15 protein-coding genes are annotated in these 16,619 nt (G+C 59.3%); 8 read left to right on the top strand and 7 right to left on the bottom strand.

From position 1 onward, the window contains the following. Nucleotides 1-55: 55 nt before the first annotated feature. Together speA and ABIT76_04375 are read left to right on the top strand one after the other, a co-directional pair. Complete coding sequence (speA, locus tag ABIT76_04380; GenBank protein MEO7932379.1) at nt 56-1,966, top strand: biosynthetic arginine decarboxylase; 1,911 nt, start codon at nt 56-58, stop codon at nt 1,964-1,966. 49 nt (nt 1,967-2,015) lie between these two features. Then, complete coding sequence (locus ABIT76_04375; protein ID MEO7932378.1) at nt 2,016-3,320, top strand: NAD(P)/FAD-dependent oxidoreductase; 1,305 nt, start codon at nt 2,016-2,018, stop codon at nt 3,318-3,320. Between the two features lie 5 nt (nt 3,321-3,325). Here the strand turns inward: ABIT76_04375 and larB are convergent, their stop codons facing one another. Together larB and ABIT76_04365 are read right to left on the bottom strand one after the other, a co-directional pair. Then, entirely contained in the window at nt 3,326-3,997 is a 672-nt protein-coding gene (larB, locus tag ABIT76_04370) for a nickel pincer cofactor biosynthesis protein LarB (GenBank protein ID MEO7932377.1), read from the bottom strand. Further along, on the bottom strand, nt 3,994-4,464 hold the full coding sequence (locus tag ABIT76_04365; GenBank protein MEO7932376.1) for a GNAT family N-acetyltransferase: 471 nt from the start codon (nt 4,462-4,464) through the stop codon (nt 3,994-3,996). Before ABIT76_04365 ends, larB begins: the two co-directional genes overlap by 4 nt. Before the next feature lie 189 nt (nt 4,465-4,653). Here ABIT76_04365 and ABIT76_04360 point away from each other — a divergent pair, with 189 nt between their 5' ends. The 5 genes from ABIT76_04360 to ABIT76_04340 all read left to right on the top strand — a co-directional run bounded on the left by ABIT76_04360 (nt 4,654) and on the right by ABIT76_04340 (nt 7,904). Beyond that, nucleotides 4,654-5,667: a DUF4126 domain-containing protein gene (locus ABIT76_04360; protein ID MEO7932375.1), complete on the top strand. Its 1,014-nt coding sequence runs from the start codon at nt 4,654-4,656 to the stop codon at nt 5,665-5,667. Further along, the gene (gene ribD, locus ABIT76_04355; GenBank protein ID MEO7932374.1) at nt 5,664-6,683 is read left to right on the top strand and encodes a bifunctional diaminohydroxyphosphoribosylaminopyrimidine deaminase/5-amino-6-(5-phosphoribosylamino)uracil reductase RibD; all 1,020 of its coding nucleotides are present in this window, start codon (nt 5,664-5,666) and stop codon (nt 6,681-6,683) included. The genes ABIT76_04360 and ribD overlap by 4 nt, the downstream gene beginning before the upstream one ends. Before the next feature lie 73 nt (nt 6,684-6,756). After that, nucleotides 6,757-7,029, top strand: coding sequence for a hypothetical protein (locus tag ABIT76_04350; GenBank protein MEO7932373.1), 273 nt, complete (start codon nt 6,757-6,759; stop codon nt 7,027-7,029). A gap of 48 nt (nt 7,030-7,077) precedes the next feature. Further along, nucleotides 7,078-7,470, top strand: coding sequence for a thiol-disulfide oxidoreductase DCC family protein (locus tag ABIT76_04345; GenBank protein MEO7932372.1), 393 nt, complete (start codon nt 7,078-7,080; stop codon nt 7,468-7,470). An 11-nt stretch (nt 7,471-7,481) separates the two neighbouring features. Beyond that, entirely contained in the window at nt 7,482-7,904 is a 423-nt protein-coding gene (locus ABIT76_04340; protein ID MEO7932371.1) for a DoxX-like family protein, read from the top strand. 3 nt (nt 7,905-7,907) lie between these two features. Here the strand turns inward: ABIT76_04340 and raiA are convergent, their stop codons facing one another. From raiA to tgt, 3 genes are all read right to left on the bottom strand, one after another. Continuing rightward, nucleotides 7,908-8,258: a ribosome-associated translation inhibitor RaiA gene (gene raiA, locus ABIT76_04335; protein ID MEO7932370.1), complete on the bottom strand. Its 351-nt coding sequence runs from the start codon at nt 8,256-8,258 to the stop codon at nt 7,908-7,910. A 65-nt stretch (nt 8,259-8,323) separates the two neighbouring features. Then, nucleotides 8,324-8,695: a hypothetical protein gene (locus ABIT76_04330; GenBank protein ID MEO7932369.1), complete on the bottom strand. Its 372-nt coding sequence runs from the start codon at nt 8,693-8,695 to the stop codon at nt 8,324-8,326. 18 nt (nt 8,696-8,713) lie between these two features. Then, nucleotides 8,714-9,847 (bottom strand): tRNA guanosine(34) transglycosylase Tgt, encoded by a 1,134-nt coding sequence (tgt, locus tag ABIT76_04325; protein ID MEO7932368.1) that lies wholly within the window; start codon nt 9,845-9,847, stop codon nt 8,714-8,716. Nucleotides 9,848-9,938: 91 nt separating this feature from the next. Between tgt and ABIT76_04320 the strand changes: the two genes are divergently transcribed. Continuing rightward, complete coding sequence (locus ABIT76_04320; protein ID MEO7932367.1) at nt 9,939-10,721, top strand: succinylglutamate desuccinylase/aspartoacylase family protein; 783 nt, start codon at nt 9,939-9,941, stop codon at nt 10,719-10,721. Nucleotides 10,722-10,840: 119 nt separating this feature from the next. Here the strand turns inward: ABIT76_04320 and ABIT76_04315 are convergent, their stop codons facing one another. Next, entirely contained in the window at nt 10,841-13,861 is a 3,021-nt protein-coding gene (locus ABIT76_04315) for a UvrD-helicase domain-containing protein (protein ID MEO7932366.1), read from the bottom strand. After that, entirely contained in the window at nt 13,858-16,611 is a 2,754-nt protein-coding gene (locus ABIT76_04310) for a PD-(D/E)XK nuclease family protein (protein ID MEO7932365.1), read from the bottom strand. The genes ABIT76_04315 and ABIT76_04310 overlap by 4 nt, the downstream gene beginning before the upstream one ends. Between the last annotated feature and the right edge of the window lie 8 nt (nt 16,612-16,619).

Below are 16,619 nucleotides of genomic sequence, written 5' to 3'. Positions count from 1 at the left end.
TTTTTTTTCACATCGCGAATATTGCATTGCCGCCGTGGTCCTTTAATCTCCGCCCATGACTGAAACTTGGGACATTCCCTCCGCCATTTCCCTTTATAATATCGACCGCTGGGGGACCGGTTATTTTAACATCAATGCCAAGGGCCATGTCGAGGTGATGCCCACTCGCGAGAAGTCGAGTTCGATTGATATCATGGAGGTGGTGGATGCGGCGAAGAAGCGCGGGCTGACGTTTCCGATGGTGATCCGGTTTCAGGATTTGCTGCGGCATCGGGTGGAGACGATCAACAAGGCGTTTCAGGGTGCGATCGCGGATGCGGGTTACAAGAATGTCTATAACGGCGTGTTTCCGATCAAGGTGAACCAGCTACGTGAGGTCGTGGAGGAAATCGTGGATGCGGGACTTCCATTCCACTTTGGGCTGGAAGCGGGGAGCAAGCCGGAGTTGCTGGCGGCTCTGGCGGCACATGAAGACCCGGAGAGTCTGATCATTTGCAACGGCTACAAGGATTCGTCGTTCATCCAGAATGCGCTGCTCGGCATTCGCCTGGGCAAAAAAGTCATCATGGTGGTGGAAAAACTGGAGGAGGTTCGGCAGATTTTAACCGTTTCCAAGGAAATGAAAGTCGAGCCGATGATCGGACTGCGAGTCCGCTTGCAGGCAAAAGGCTCGGGCAAATGGGCGACGAGCGGGGGCGAGAATGCGAAGTTTGGCCTGAGCACGGCGGATTTGGTAGCGGCGTCGGAAATGCTCAAGAAAGAAGGGCTGGCGCATTGTCTGCGGCTGGTTCATTTCCACGTCGGATCGCAGGTGCCGGACATCGGGGTGATCAAGCGGGCGGTGCGCGAGGCGACTCGGTTTTACGCCAAGCTGGCGAAGATGGGCCATCCGATGGGTTACATGGATGTCGGCGGCGGCTTGGGGATCGATTACGATGGAAGTCGAACGGCGTTCGAGTCGTCGATGAATTACACGACGCAGGAATATGCGCGCGACATTGTTTACAACATCATGGAGGTCTGCGACTCGGAGGAGGTGGCGCATCCGGTAATCGTGAGCGAAAGCGGTCGCGCCATCGTGGCGCATCACAGCATCCTGCTGGTGGAGGCGTTTGGGGCGATTGAGAAAAGCAAAACGAGCGCACCAGTCGAGTTGGAAGCGGATGACATCAAACTGGTGTCCGACGTTCTGGAAATTCAGCGAAATCTTTCCCGCCAGAATCGCATGGAGAGTCTCCACGATGCGGTGCAAATCCGCGATCAGGCACTCTCGATGTTCGACCTTGGCCTGTTGGAACTCGAGCACAAGGCGAAGATCGAGACGGTCTATTGGCAGATCGCGACCGAGATCGTGCAGCATTGCAAGGGACTGCGCTACGTCCCCGAAGAGGTGAAGGATCTGGAGACCGCCCTCGGCGACCAATACCTCTGCAACTTCTCCGTTTTCCAGTCGCTCCTCGACCACTGGGCGCTCGGGCAATTGTTCCCGATCATGCCGATCCATCACCTCGACAAACACCCCGAGCGCAACGGGACTTTGGTCGATATCACCTGCGATTCCGACGGAAAAGTGAGCAAATTCATTGACCTCGAAGACGTGAAAGGCACGCTGCCGCTGCACAAATTGCAGCCCGGCCAGCCGTATTATCTCGGGTTCTTTCTGATGGGTGCCTACCAGGACATCATGGGCGATCTGCACAACCTTTTCGGTCGCGTGAACGAGGCCCACGTCTTCCTCGACGAGGACGAGGAAGATGGTTTCTACATCGAGGAAACCATCGAAGGCAGCACGATCGGCAACGTTCTCGGCATGACGCAATGGAACACCAACGAGCTGATGCGCCTCGTTAAAGCCCAGGTCGATGCCGCAATTAAGTCCGACCGGCTCAAGCCCAACGAAGCCATGCGCTTGCTCGGCCACTACGAAAAAGGGCTGAAGGATTACACCTATCTAACCTTCCCCTAAGAAAATAATCCGCATCCCCGGGCGGCTCAGCAACGATTCCTTTGCAACCATGGAAAAGAAACGAGTCATCATCATCGGGGGCGGATTTGCCGGCCTCGCCACTGCGAAAGGTTTGGCCGACAAGGACGTCGATGTCACCCTCATCGACCGGACGAACCATCACCTTTTTCAGCCGCTGCTCTATCAGGTGGCCACGGCGGGACTGTCTCCGGCGAACATCGCCCAGCCGCTGCGGTTCATCCTGCGCGAGGCGGAAAACATCCGCGTGCTCTGGTCTGAGGTGACTTCCATTGATATCAACGCCCGGACGGTCACGACGAAGGACGACGCGTTTTCCTACGACTTCCTCGTCGTCGCCACCGGGGCCCGCCACTCGTATTTTGGCCACCCGGAATGGGAGCAATTTGCTCCCGGCTTGAAAACTTTGGAGGACGCGGTCGAGATTCGGCGGCGGATTTTCACGGCCTTTGAGGTCGCCGAAAAAGCGAAAACTCCCGAGGAACAGCAGGCTGCGCTGACTTTCATCGTTATCGGCGGCGGCCCGACCGGCGTCGAAATGGCCGGGGCTATCGGCGAACTTTCGCGACAGGCGCTGAAGCGCGATTTCCGAAAAATCGATCCGAGTGTGAGTCGTATCATCCTCATCGACGCCGCGCCGCGTGTCCTCGGGATGTTTGATGAAGACCTCTCCGCCGCCGCCTACGACGATCTCGCGGAACTCGGTGTCGATGTGCGCGTGCATCAGAAAGTGACCAACGTCGATGCCTCCGGCGTCACCGTCGAAGGCGAGCACATCAACGCCAACACCGTCATCTGGGCCGCGGGCAACGCCGCCTCGCCACTGGCGAAAATGCTCGGCGAAGTGGATCGTCCCGGACGCGTCCTGGTGCAGCCCGATTTATCCATTGCCGGTCACCCGGAAATCTTCGCGCTAGGCGACATGGCGCATTTCACTGACAAAAAAGGCCAGCCGCTGCCCGGAGTTTCGCCCGTCGCCATTCAAATGGGACAGCATGCGGCGAAGAACGTCCTCGCGCTCGCCAGCGGTCGGGCGACGACTCCATTCGAGTATTGGGACAAGGGCAGCATGGCCACCATCGGGCGCAACCGGGCCGTCGCCGACCTGCATTGGATTAAATTCACGGGCTTACCCGCATGGCTGGCATGGCTCTTCGTCCACCTGGCGTTTCTCGTCGGATTTCGCAATCAGTTCCTCGTTTTCGCCCAGTGGACTTACTCCTACTTCACCTTCGGAAAAGCGGCCCGCCTGATCACGAACAACTTCCAACCCGCCGTTCCGCCCAAAGTCGAATCGGCTCTCACCGAAATGCCGAAACTCGCCGACGCCGTTTAAAAAACTCAGTTTCTCTTCAGCAATCGCGTGATGCTCGCCGCCGCGTACGCCGCTCCAAAGCCGTTGTCGATGTTCACCACCGTCACGCCGCTGCCGCAGCTATTCAGCATCCCGAGGAGCGCGGCCAAACCACCGAAATTCGCCCCGTAGCCGACGCTTGTCGGCACGGCGATCACCGGTTTGCTGGTCAACCCCGAGACGGCACTGGGCAGCGCGCCCTCCATTCCGGCGACCACAATGATCACGTCGCAGGCCTCGATTTCGTCGCGAACGGACAGCAGCCGATGCAGGCCCGCGATCCCGATGTCGGTGAAAGATTTCGTGGCGTTGCCAAACGCCTCCAGAGTCACGCGCGCTTCCTCGGCGACCGGCAAATCGGACGTTCCCGCGCAGACCACGGCCACAGTGGCATGGAACTCGACTGTGTTTTTTTGCCAGGTAATGCAGCGGGCCAGTTCGTGGTAAATCGCCTCCGGCAGACGGCCAGCGACCGCTGCAAAATGCTCGCGACTCGTCCGCGTGCCGAGAAAAAGCCCGTTTTTCTCCACCAGCACCATCGCAATGTCGGCCACCTGCTCCGGCGTCTTGCTTTCGCAAAAGACCACCTCGGGAAATCCGCAGCGCGCTTCCCGGGCGACATCCACCCGGGTATGTCCGAGATCGACGAAATCCGTCATTCGCCCGCGCGTTTGATCCAGTAACGCATCGGGACCATGTCCGACGTGACGAACCCGTGTTTCTGATAAAATTTGATCGTCGCCTCGTTGATTCGATCGGTCAGCAGGGTGATGCGTAGGAAATTTTTCTGCCGGGCGAAGTTAAAAGCGTATTCGAGGAGCTGCGTGCCGTAACCCTGGCCGCGATGCTGCTGCCGCACGACCAAATCTTCGAGGAGGATGACCATTCCACCCTCGGCGGTGCTGATGGTAAAGAGCAGGTTGATCATGCCGATGATCGCGTTCTGACTCCGCAGGACGAAAATGCGACCGCGATTGGGCTGTTCGAGAATCATTTTCAGGCCATGCATCTGCAATTCGGTGTCGGGCCGGAAGTCGGGTTCCTGCGAAAACAGGTCATAAAGCAGCTCGGTGAGTTGCGGGATGTCCTCCAACACGGCGGGCTCGATTTGCGTTTGTGGAGTCATCGCATGCAGTTATGGCAGATGGCGAAGCCGGTGCAAAGCGCGGAATGCCTGCCGACGCGTAGGGGATACCATTCCGGCTGCGGGAGGAGTGTTTTCGGCACGGTTGGCGGCATTCCCGCACTCGAAATGGGCTTTTCCCACGAATTCGGCTCTGGCACGTGGGCGTTTCCCGGTTCAGGATGCGGGCGCATGAACAGCCTCCATTTATTGGGCATCGCCTTTGGCCTGGCCATGCTTTCCGGGCTCAATCTGTATCTCACCGTCTTCGCCAGCGGGCTGGCGATCCGCATGCATTGGATCACGTTGAGCGGCGACTTCCAGCAGCTCGCCTTCCTCGGCGACGACTGGATTCTCGGCATCTCGGGCGTCTTTTTCGCGCTAGAGTTTTTCGCGGATAAAATCCCTTGGGTCGATACGTTTTGGGACACGCTGCACACGGTGATTCGTCCGCTCGGCGGCGCGCTGCTGGCCACGCGCGTGCTCGGAGATGCCTCGCCGACCTTCCTTGTGATCGTCGGCTTGATGGCCGGAACGATGAGTTTCGCCACCCACAGCGCCAAGGCCGGGACTCGGATTATTGCCAACGGATCGCCCGAGCCATTCACCAACATCGGGCTCAGTCTCGGCGAGGATTTCGCGGTGCTCGGCGGGCTGGCGCTCTTGCACTTCAATCCGATTCTGGCGCTGGTGGTTTTTCTGCTCGTGCTGATGACGACGCTCTACTTCGCGCCCAAACTCTTCCGCGCCGTGAAGGCGAAGCTCTGGCTGGCCTACCGAAAACTCAATCTGCCCGCGTTCGGACGCGCCGAGGAAGGTCTCTCCGACGAACTCTCGGGCCGCGTCGCGGAAGGCTTTGCGGAACTAAATTTGCTCCACGAAAAAGTCCTTTGGTCCGTGCCGTGCCTGACTCGAAAAGGGCTGCCCGCCAACCATTTCGGCGCGCTCATCGCCACCGTGGAGGAACCGGGCCGCCTCTATTTCGTGGGCGAATCGCGGTGGAAAAAAGTGCGCGAGACATTGGAACTCGATGGCGGCACCGTGGAGCGGATTCCGGGTTTTCTCTTCGACGAAATCCGCCTGGCCGACGCTGTAAACAAGCGCCGCTATGCGTTTGCCTTTGATCGGAGTCGCAGTCGAATCGTCGAGAAAATGGCCGACTCGATCCGCAACCGGCTCGCCCCCATTTCCATGGAAGTCGAATGAAGGCCGACGCGGATTGGATGCAACTCGCGTTGCAAGAAGCACGCAAAGGCCTCGGAAAAACCTCACCGAATCCCGCTGTCGGAGCGGTGATCGTGAAAGACGGTCAGCTCCTGTCGAAAGGGTGGCACCGGCGCGCGGGTCGTCCGCACGCCGAGATCGAGGCAATTCGCGCGCTGCCCGACCCGGCTGCGGCTCGCGGCGCGACGATCTTTATCACACTCGAACCGTGCTCGACCCATGGCCTTACGCCGCCGTGTGTGGAGGCGATTCTGGCGCACGGTTTCGTCCGCGTGGTAGTGGGCACGACCGACCCTAACCCCGCTCACGCCGGACGCGGATTGGAGATTTTACGCCGTGCTGGAGTGGAGGTGGTGAGCGGCGTTCTGGAAGACGAATGCCGCAGGCTGAACGAAGCCTTCAACCATTGGATTGTGACTCGAATGCCGCTGGTCATCGCCAAATGCGCGATGTCGCTCGATGGCCGCATCACGCGTCCGCCCGGCGAAAGCCAGTGGCTCACCTCGGCTCCAGCGCGGAAACGAGCGCACCAGATTCGAGCACAAGTCGATGCCATTCTGGTCGGCGCAGAAACCGTTCGCCGCGACAATCCCCAACTCACCATTCGCGGTCTCGGCCCGCGCGCGACGCGACGCCAGCCCTGGCGCGTGGTCGTTTCGCGGAGCGGAAATCTGCCTGCGAGTTCCAATTTGTTCACCGACGAATGGAAGGAGCGGACGCTGGTTTTCGACGACTTGGACACGGCTCTGGAGGAACTCGGCCAACGCCAGGCGACCAGCGTGCTGATCGAGGGTGGGGGAGAAATTCTGGGAGCCGCCTTCGACAAAAAGCTCGTGGATCGCGTGGCCTTTTTCTACGCGCCCATGCTCGTCGGCGGCGACAAGCCAGCCGTGGCCGGACTCGGCGTCGAATCGAATGAAAGCGCGATCCAGCTGGAGCAGGTTAGCTATGAAAAACTCGGGCCCGATCTTTTTTGCCAGGCGAGCGTCCGCTATTAGCGCGAAAGACGAAATCTCTTTTGAATGAATTGAAAATGGCTCCGTCCATTTCTCTGTAACTCACTTCTTCACCATGAAAAAATTGATCCTTCTACTAGTTGCATTTACTGCCATGGCCAGCTTCGCCAGCGAAGCAAAAGCAGGGCTGAATCTCTCCATCGGATTGGGCCTTCCCGTGCGGGTCTATGATCGCTGCGATTATGGTTATCGCCGGACGTATTATCGCCCAGTGACCTACTACAACGACGAAGTCCGCTACTATCGCCCGCGCACCCGGGTGGTGTATTACGACGCGCCCGTTTATTACTCGCGGCCTCGGTATTACCGGTCTTACGGCTGCAGGTAAACGCGGCGGACGCTTGCACGAGGCGGGGTTCCGGTCCATTTTTTGACTGTGAATCCCATCATCCTCTTCGACGGCGTCTGCAACCTGTGCGACGGGTTTGTGCAATTCGTCATCCGGCACGATGCAGCGGGGCAGTTTCGATTCACCTCGCTGCAATCGACCGCCGGGGCGGAAATCCTCGAGAAACATCACCTTCCCACGCAGCAACTGTCGTCCATCGTCCTAAGCGTGGGCGACTCGCATTACACTCGGAGCGACGCGGCGTTGCAGATTTTGCGCCGCCTGTCGGCCCCATGGAAATGGATGGGACTCTTCCTCGTGCTGCCGCGTTTTCTACGGGATGCGATCTATGATTTTATCGCCCGAAACCGCTATCGTTGGTTTGGTCAAAAAGATGCCTGCATGATTCCAACGCCCGAGCTTCGGGAGCGTTTTCTCTAACACTAGCCATTTTGGAAAACGCCTCTGCCGGATCCGCTGATCCCAATCTAACTCGAATCTATTTTTTAGCCCGGACTTCCATTGCACTCGCGTGGATATACCACGGGCTGGTGCCGAAAGTCATCTGGCGCGACTGGTCGGAAATGACCCTGCTCCACGATATGAGCGTGGACATTCAATTCGTTCCCGCGCTCCTGCAAACCATGGGCATGGGGGAGATATTGTTTGGAGTGTTAGTACTAGCGATTCCTCGTCTGCGCTGGCCGCTCTGGGCCACCATTGGAATCATGCTCGGCGGAGTGCTGGGAATCGCCAGTCATTCCCCGGCGATGTTGCACGCGGCCTTCAATCCCGTGAGTCTAAACGGGCTGATGGTCGTCATGGCGGTGATTGCATTAATCTCGCAACCACCGCCGGTGACAAAAGCTAGCTAACTATTAGCGCAAGGCCTTGCCCTTGCGGCGCTCGGCGGCGACTTGGAGGACGCGCTTGGTCTTGTCGGTCAACTTTGTTTTCCGTTTGCGCAACTGGCCGGCAACTTTGTCCACGACCTTGTCGATCGCGGCATAGAGATCGTTTTCCTTGTCCTCGGCGTGAATGTCCGGGCCGGGCACAGCGAGGTGAACTTTGACGCTATAAGCCTTGGTCGCCGTCTCGTCATGCAGGAGCACGACGTGGGCCGCTACGATTTCACCGGCGAGATGTTCCAGATGCTCTACCTTTTCGGCGACGTATCCGTGAATGGCTGCGGTGAGTTTGAGATGACGGGGGCTAACATGGATTTGCATATAAGGAACTGTGGGACGATTTCCTCGTCTGACAACTGGTAAATATCCGCAAAGGCGAGATAATTTTACCAGCCGATCCCTTTGTGCAAGCAGTGCAGCGGTCTGCCGTCGATGAGGTTGATGACGTTGTTGGCGGAAAAAAGCGCCACATTGATCACGAAAGTCACCGCCGCCGCCGCGAGAATGAACGAGGGCTTGCGCCGGACGAGGTGGTGTCTAGCGAAAATGAGCAGCACCATCAGATTCACGACGAGCAGCGGATAATACAGCTTCATCGCGAGCAGGTAGGCGAGAGCGCGCCAGCTGTGCCATTCGTTTTGATACATCCCGCTTTCCTTCACAAAGGTGAGGAAAGTCATCGTCAGAGTGGCGGTGAGAAGCAGGAGATTGTAGGGGATCACCCGGCGGGCTGGCAGATAAGCGGCTTGACTGATCATTCAACTAAATGCCGCAAGTTACGTGCCTAACTCGGTGGCGTTGTGCGCCCGGTAATTTCCAACGAACGCCTTCCTAAATTCATCAAACTTCCCCGCCTCCAGCGCTGTCCGCACCCGTTTCATGAGGTTCAAATAGTAATGGAGATTGTGCAGGCTGAGAAGCCGCAGACCGAGGATTTCCTCCGCCTTGATCAGGTGCCGCAGGTAGCCGCGGGTGAAATTGCGGCACGCGTAACATTCGCAACCGCCTTCGATTGGGCCCTTGTCCATGATGAACTGCGCGTTCTTCAAATTAATCGTTCCCTCATCGGTAAACGCCGTCCCATTTCGTGCGATCCGCGTCGGCAGCACGCAGTCAAACATATCGATCCCGCGCGCAATCATCTCCACCATTTGCGGCGGCGTCCCGAGTCCCATCGCATAACGCGGCTTGCTCGCCGGCAGATAGGGCGTGCTGTATTCCACGGCCGCCATCATGCCCTCCTCTGGCTCGCCCACACTCACGCCGCCGACCGAGTAGCCGGGGAAATCCATCTCCGCCAGAGCCTCCGCGCTGCGCCGCCGCAACTCAGGAAACGACGAGCCCTGCACGATCCCGAAGACGCGTTGATGCGCCGGGGCATGTTGGGCCGACCAGTCGCGGCAGCGTTTCGCCCAGCGCAAAGTCCGGTCGAGCGAAGTCGCGGCGTAGTCATACTCGCAGGGATACGGAGGGCATTCGTCGAAACACATCGCGATGTCCGACCCGAGCGTGGCCTGGATTTGCATCGAAGTCTCCGGTCCGATGAAACACGGCGCACCGTCGAGATGACTCTGAAACGCGACACCTTCCTCGGTGATCTTCCGTAGTTTCGCCAGCGAGAACACCTGGTAACCGCCGCTGTCGGTCAGGATTGGCCCGTCCCAATTCATGAACTTGTGCAACCCGTCGAAATGCCGGATCACCTCCATGCCGGGTCGGATAAAAAGGTGATACGTGTTCCCCAAAATGATTTGCGCCTGAAGCGACCGCAACTCGTCAGGCGAGACCGCTTTCACCGTCGCCTGCGTGCCGACTGGCATGAAAATCGGCGTTTCGATCACTCCATGCGCCGTCGTCACCCGCCCGCGCCGGGCCATGGATTTTGGATCCGTTCCTAGTAATTCAAACATTGGCCGTGAATGATAAGGGCCGCTTCCACCCTCGCAACTCCATTCTTTCCCGGTTGCGCAACGCCGCGACTTCCCGCATTTTCCCCGTCCCGTGCCCGATTCTTCGATCATCAAAGAAACCCTCCTCCCGCTTTTTCTGCTGGCGGGCGAGTCCGATACCCTGCGCGCAGAATCCCTCGGCTTCTGGCGTGTCGGCGAGGAACGTTTCTGGCTGCCGCGCTTCACCTTTCGACGCACGCGGATCAAGAAAACACGCATTAAGATCGGCCTCTTCGCCACCATTCACGGCGACGAACCCGCCGGGCTCCACGCGCTCATCGCGTTCGTTAAATTGCTCTCCGAAGACCCGATGTTAGGACGCGATTACGACTTGCGCATCTATCCACTTTGCAACCCCACCGGCTTCATCGATGGCACGCGGCATTCGCGCAGCGGAGTCGATCTCAACCGCGAGTTTTGGCGCGGCTCGACCGAGCCCGAAGTCGGTCTGCTGGAGCACGAACTTCTCACGCAACATTTTGACGGCCTCATCGCCCTGCACAGCGACGACACCAGCGAGGGCGTCTATGGATTCGTCAAGGGCGCCATGCTCACCGAGCACCTGCTAAAGCCCTCGCTCGCCGCCGCGTCGCACCTTCTCCCGACTAACCTCTCCAACCAAATCGACGGATTTCACGCCGTCGAAGGCGTCATCCGCAGCGGCTACGCCGGCATCCTCTCCGCGCCGCATGATGTGAATCCCGCGCCGTTCGAGATCGTCCTGGAAACCCCGGCCCTCGCGCCACTCGACTTGCAGCGCGATGTCTTCGTTCTGGCGCTCAGCGAGATACTTGGCGAATACCGCAAGCTCATCTCCTACGGCGGCGATTTGTAGGTTTTCGGGAGCGCACGCGTCTCGCGTGTTCCCTTTTGCGTCTCGCGAAAGGGCCGGTTCTCGCCATCGGACGAGGCATCCGCTGGAACACGCGGGACGCGTGTGCTCCCGGAAGATGGCTAGTTTACACCCACGATTCGTGAGCTCACTTGGGCAATGTCGAGTCCTAACAACACGGCCGCCGCACGTTGATAGGTAGAAATCTGGCCCGCGTGCTTTGTTTGCAGACTCTGCGAATCGCCTTTTTCCGTCTTGAAATCGACCACGTCCGCCGCCACGGGAGTTCCATTCGTATCTAGGTGAATCAGTACCCGATCAAAAATGCCTGCGACCCATGCGTCATTCAGCACGCACTCAAATGCGCGCTCGCGCCAGAGCAGAAACGGACCGGCTGGCTTGGAGAAAACCGCTTTCACCTCAGGGCTAACCAACAACTTCCGCGTACTCGCTGGCAGCGCCGCCCCATCCTCCAGCCATTCGATCTGCGCCAGCGCCGAGTGGACTTCCGTTCCTATGCGCGCGGCTTCCGCAGAAAAGAAAACCGGGTTGGCTTTTGCCGAGGGGCCGAGTGAGTGCGGAGTCCCATGCAAAGGCTTCGGCAGGATGGGAATGCTAACATCCTCCACATCCGCAGTTTTTCCTAACAACGGTCGAGTTAGATACCAATCACGGTCTCCCAACTCATAGGAAGTCTCTGTGTAACCCAGACTCAGTTCCAGCAGCTTCGCAAAGTTTTTACAAGTGGAGTTCGGCTTGATCTTTTTGGTTAGCAAATAGAGTCCATGTCGGGGCCGCGTCATCGCCACATAAGCCGTGCAGAGTTCCCCGTAAGCCGACGTCGACAGCAAATCCATTCGCGCCTCGTTTAGCACCGGATCATTCTTGGAAATTTCACCACCGGGCAGCAGCATTCCCCAGAGTTCTCCGAGTCGATTCTTCTCCAGTGCGAGCGACCCTGCGGAGTCGTCCTTCGCCAGCGGTTCGGCGTCCAGACCAGAGACAATCGTCATGTCCAGCGTCAGACCTTTCGCCTGGTGGACAGTCATTACGCGAACCACCCCGGCTCCCTCGGGTTCCTGACGCTGATAGTTCTCGATGTGATGCACAAAACTTCCGATGTCATCACTCATTTGCCGGGTCGCATCGAACTGCGTGGCCGCTGTTAGGAAATCGTGCGCGCGCGATGTTAGAAATGGCTCAGATCTGAGTTCCATTCGATTCAGCCAGGCCTGTGTCGCGCCGGTAAAACCTTCCCGCGCAATCGTCGCCAAAGCCTGCTCCCGAAACTTAAACTCACCCTCATCTAACATCGCCGCCGCAAACATCCCGGAAAGCTTGTCCTCTGGCGACGCCACAAAACGAAACGCCGATAACAATGCGACTCCCAATGGATTGTCGGTGCACGGGTTCGCCTTGCCTTCCACCGCGACGGGAATGCCGTGCGACTGCAACAGAGCAGCCAGCGCCTCGACCGACTTGTTGCTGCGCTTCAATGCGGCGCAACTCCAGCCGCGTTCCCAAGGTCGCGTTTCCTGCAAAATGCTAACAATCTCCCGGTCTATCGGATTTCCAGTGTCCTCGTCGTCATCGTCCTTTTCCACCGGCTGCCAGCGCACATAGCCGGTGTTGTTAGACAGGTGTTCGGCCACTTCGTGCGCGACCCAGGCCTGAGTCCATTCACTGGTGGTTTTCTCCGGCAACTGCAACGGCTCAGACAGATAGGTTAGATGTCCGAAAACGCGATTGATCACCTCGATGATTTTTGGATCGGACCGATAGGAAACATCGAGCGGATCGGCCTTCACAATGCGTTCCGCGCCGGGACGATTGTAGTGCCTCGCAATCTCGAAAAACAACCGCGGATCGCCGCCGCGCCACGAGTAGAGCGCCTGCTTCGTGTCGCCGACATAGAAGAAGGAACGAGTGCCATCCGTATCTTGAATGATGTCATCGACCAGCCCGTGGAGAACCTTCCATTGCAGGCGGCTGGTGTCTTGAAATTCATCGAGCAGCCAGTGATCGAACTTCGTGTCCAATCGATAACCCACCGTTGCGCGCCAGTCTGGAGAATCCACCTGCGCTGCTAGTACGGACGTGATGTCGCTGAAGGTTAGTTGGCCGAGACTGCGCACGAGTCGATTGTAAGTCACCTCAAAAGCGCCGAGCACTCCATGCAGCGCACGGCTGCGGCGCAACAAATCTTCCAGTCGCGGCTTGATCAGCGCATGGAGTAGTTCACGGCGCGCCTGCGAGACGGCTGCATTCAGATAAACTCTCGCAGCCTTAGCTCCGCCGGTCGGGAGATATTCAGCCTCCGTCTCCTTGTCGATGGACGGTTTCTTTTCCACGAACGTCTTCACTTCCTTGCTCCAGCTGCGCTCGGGAGAACTCTCGCGCACGGCCTGCAAATTCTTTTCCCACGCATCCATCGCCTTCTGATCTAACATCGGGTGGGTGGTGATGATCGCGTCCCAAAGCGCGTCGGCAGCGGTGGAAACATCGCCCGCCTGTAGGATGGCGCAGCCGTCGGGCCAGATGCTGCTGGCGTCGCCCCAGACCGTGTCGGGCGGTGTAGTTAGAAACTTGTCGTGCAGCGTATTCACCGACTTGAGCAACGTGTCAAAAACCTGACGCTCACTTTGCTTGCGGCTCTGCTGGCGCACCAAATCGAGGAAGTCTTGAAAGCGCTCCTCGTTCTCTCCTTGCTCGCGAAAAAGACTGGCCAGCGTCTCGCGGCAGGCGGCTTGTCTCACTGTCTCGCTCAGGACGCTGAAGTCGCCTGCAAGTCCGGTTTCCAGAGGGAAGGAGCGTGCGATGCGGCCAAACAAACTATCGATCGTCCCCATGCAAAGCCGGTGCATCTGCGAGGTTAGAACGACTAGCAACTCGCGGCATCGTGCGGCGTCCAGCGCCATGTTAGTATCGCGCTGCAAGGTTTGGAGTGACGCAGGATTCGTTGCCGCGTCGGCCAGTCGCAGGAAGACGGCGGCCATAAATTCACCGGCGGCTTTTCTCGTGAAAGTGAGCGCGGCGATTTTCCCTGGCTCGACTCCCATGGCCAGCAGCGTGATTGTTCTAACTGTTAGTCGATACGTCTTGCCGCTGCCCGCGTTGGCGATGAGCATTTCGTGCTGGATCATGGCCGTCCTTTCAAAAACTCGATTGTGTTAGCATCGAAACATTTCTCGACAGCGCCATTCAGAAACAACCCACCCAAGGCGTCGCCCCAACTCGCGGTGGGCGACTGCGGCGGCCAGAAGATTCCGCGAGAGATGCGAGTCGCGATTTCCTCGGCGCAAGTGAGGGCGGACTCATGGGTCGCCGCGTCGAGTTCCAGTGGCATCACCTGCGTTTCCGACGGGTCGGCAGGGAGGAGAAAGTAGCAGGCTTGAATGGAACTCGACTCGTAGGTGAGCGCCGCGATGTGACGGTAGAGCGGGAGTTGCAGGTCGATCCAGGATTTCGCCTTGCCCGCAAAAACCACCTGCGATTGCGGGAGAAAATGATCGGGCTGCGGCGGTCCGAAATGTTTCTTCTCCGGCAGATCGGGGTTGCTGAAAGTCTTGTAATCCATCACGCGCCAGCCGTGCTCGGGATGCTGCTCGATGCGATCCACCTGGGCGGAAAGTTTCAGCGGACCCAATGTTAGATCGGTGAACTTCTTTTCCACTTCGAGGATTCTCCAGCCAGCGGCAAACTGCTTCGCCTGCTCACGGGCAAAGGCGCGGAGCCGGACCTGGCCCGATTCGAGTTGCACTCGAATGGCGGCGGTGGGCGAGGGGCCAAACATCCGGCGCGCCTCGGTGGCAAACTCTTCTAACACGAGCTTCTCGATCAACTCGCGCTTCGATTCATCGGGCGCTTTTCGGCCAAACTCTTCGACGGCGCGATGCAGCAAAATGCCGAAACGGCGCGCGTCCATCTCTCTCGGATCGGCGTCGTAGGTGTCGAGGCGCAGGACGTTTTTCCAATAGAACCGCAGCGGGCAGGCGAGGTAGTCGCGGCATTGTGTGGGGCTGATCTTCTCGTGAGTGAGACGGCGCTGATTTTCCGGAAGACTCCAGAGCCAGCCGTTCTCGCGCGAGGGCTGGCGGCGAATGTTAGGAGTGGCGGCGAAGACCATCTGGATGCGCGCGGGCAGGGCTTCGGCGGACGTGCGCAGGAGGAGTCGCGAGGGAAGCGCGGGCGAGCCCTCGGCGTCGAATCGACTGAAACTCAGCCGCAAGTTTTCCGTGCGGTGACGCGCGAGCAGGCAGGTTAGTAGATAGGCGTCGCGGGCGAGTCGGCGGGCGTTGTCCTGCAAGCCGAGCGCGGCGCGTTTCGAGTCGGGGAGAAATGGATGCTCGCCGACGGAGGTGGGCAGGCGGCCCTCGACGCAGCCGCAGACGGCGATGCGCTCGGCCTCCAGCCACGGCGTTTCGAGCCAGCCGGAGAGTTCGATGGAACCCTCGGGCGCGGCGGTGAAAACACGTTCCGCCCGCAACGCCCTGGATAAGGATGGGAGTCGTCCCTCGGGCCAGCGGAGATAGAGCGGCGAGTGCGAGAGTTCTTCCCAGATTTCGAGCACGCGCCGGGCGGCTTCAGTGCCGTCGGGGGAGCGTTCCCAGGCAGAGGTTAGGATTTCGGGGAAACTAACATCGCGGGAGTTGTCGAGCGCTCCTAACAACGAACGTGCCCAGTCTGTGGCGGGATTCTTTCTATCCGTTAGTTCATGGAAGGCGGCGATGAAATCCTGCGCCTGCTCCAGAGTTTCAGCGAGAGGCTCGGCGATAAGATGGTCACAGGCGGAGAGCAACTGAGTGGGATGCAACTCCACCCTGCCGCCGAGCCAGCGGTGGAAGTGGGGGAATTGCAGGAGGTTGCGCAGGACGCGGAGGTCGTGACCGGTGCGCCATTTTTCCCATTCGAGCGCGATCTTGGCGGCCTCTTCGGTGGCGAGGACGCGGCCTTCTGGTTGGAATGGAACTCCGCTGCGGCGGGTGATTTCCCCGGCGAGCTGGGCTCCGAGAGTTTCGTCGGCCAGAGCGAGCGCGAAGTCGCCGGGCGTGTCTGCTGCAGCGAGGAAATCGAGGGCGCTGGCGGCCTCCTCGTCGGCCTGCCGCGAGACGGCGATCTGACTCGACTCTACGGCGATGGGACACGTGGCCCATTCGTCGGGCAGCGGGCGGCCCCAGGCGTCCCAACCGCTTGAGACGGGGGCGGGTTTCCAGATGAGAATGGTGACAGTGGCGTTTCTGGCGAGGCCATCGAGATATTTGGCGGCGGCCTGGGCGAGGTCGGGAATGCAGGCGACGACCACGTGGCGGATGCCCGGAGCGGGCCGCGGGTGGGCGACAGAGTCGAGTCGCAGTGCATTCGGGTCGTGGAGTTGATCGGCGGCGAGCGTGCGCAGATAGGCGGCGTGGAGCGCGGCGAGTTGTTCCCAGCGGGCGGCGTCGGAGTCGCAGATTTTAGTTAGCAACGAATGCGCCGGGTCGAGTCCGCCTTCGGCCAGCAAATCGCCCAGATCGCAGAACATTCCCGCGACTCCGAGTCCGCCGGTTGCACTGGTGAGCACCGCCGGGTCGGGGAGGAGTTGATCGTAGTCCTCGGGAGCCGAGTCGCGCAGGACAGCAAGCCAGGCAGCCTCGCGTTCGGAGCGGGTGGCGATGGGCCGGTTTTCGGGCAGAAGCGCCTGCATCGGCTGGAGAAACGCAGGCGAGAGAACACCCGTGCCGCGCTCCGCTGCGAGGGTGGCGAGCGCCTCGCGAATGCGCCGACCGGCCCCCGACGTGGGCACCCAGACCTGGGTGTCGGCGAGGTCGATGGGCAGCGTGTTTATATCGGCCAAAAGGAACGCGGCGACCTGTCTCGCCAGCGGCTCTTTAGTTTCCAGAAACAGGACAGGCATCGCTGCGA

Source organism: Chthoniobacterales bacterium, assembly GCA_039930045.1.
Lineage (GTDB): Bacteria > Verrucomicrobiota > Verrucomicrobiia > Chthoniobacterales > DASVRZ01 > DASVRZ01.
This window is presented reverse-complemented; position numbering and strand designations above follow the sequence as displayed.

Excerpts from the sequence above, each read along its gene's own strand:
- ABIT76_04310 (MEO7932365.1), bottom strand. The coding sequence starts at position 16,611 with ATGCCTGTCCTGTTTCTGGAAACTAAAGAGCCGCTGGCGAGACAGGTC.
- ABIT76_04315 (MEO7932366.1), bottom strand. The coding sequence starts at position 13,861 with ATGATCCAGCACGAAATGCTCATCGCCAACGCGGGCAGCGGCAAGACG.
- larB (MEO7932377.1), bottom strand. The coding sequence starts at position 3,997 with ATGACGGATTTCGTCGATCTCGGACATACCCGGGTGGATGTCGCCCGG.
- ABIT76_04360 (MEO7932375.1), top strand. The coding sequence starts at position 4,654 with ATGAACAGCCTCCATTTATTGGGCATCGCCTTTGGCCTGGCCATGCTT.
- tgt (MEO7932368.1), bottom strand. The coding sequence starts at position 9,847 with ATGTTTGAATTACTAGGAACGGATCCAAAATCCATGGCCCGGCGCGGG.
- ABIT76_04365 (MEO7932376.1), bottom strand. The coding sequence starts at position 4,464 with ATGACTCCACAAACGCAAATCGAGCCCGCCGTGTTGGAGGACATCCCG.
- raiA (MEO7932370.1), bottom strand. The coding sequence starts at position 8,258 with ATGCAAATCCATGTTAGCCCCCGTCATCTCAAACTCACCGCAGCCATT.
- ABIT76_04350 (MEO7932373.1), top strand. The coding sequence starts at position 6,757 with ATGAAAAAATTGATCCTTCTACTAGTTGCATTTACTGCCATGGCCAGC.
- ribD (MEO7932374.1), top strand. The coding sequence starts at position 5,664 with ATGAAGGCCGACGCGGATTGGATGCAACTCGCGTTGCAAGAAGCACGC.
- speA (MEO7932379.1), top strand. The coding sequence starts at position 56 with ATGACTGAAACTTGGGACATTCCCTCCGCCATTTCCCTTTATAATATC.
- ABIT76_04330 (MEO7932369.1), bottom strand. The coding sequence starts at position 8,695 with ATGATCAGTCAAGCCGCTTATCTGCCAGCCCGCCGGGTGATCCCCTAC.
- ABIT76_04375 (MEO7932378.1), top strand. The coding sequence starts at position 2,016 with ATGGAAAAGAAACGAGTCATCATCATCGGGGGCGGATTTGCCGGCCTC.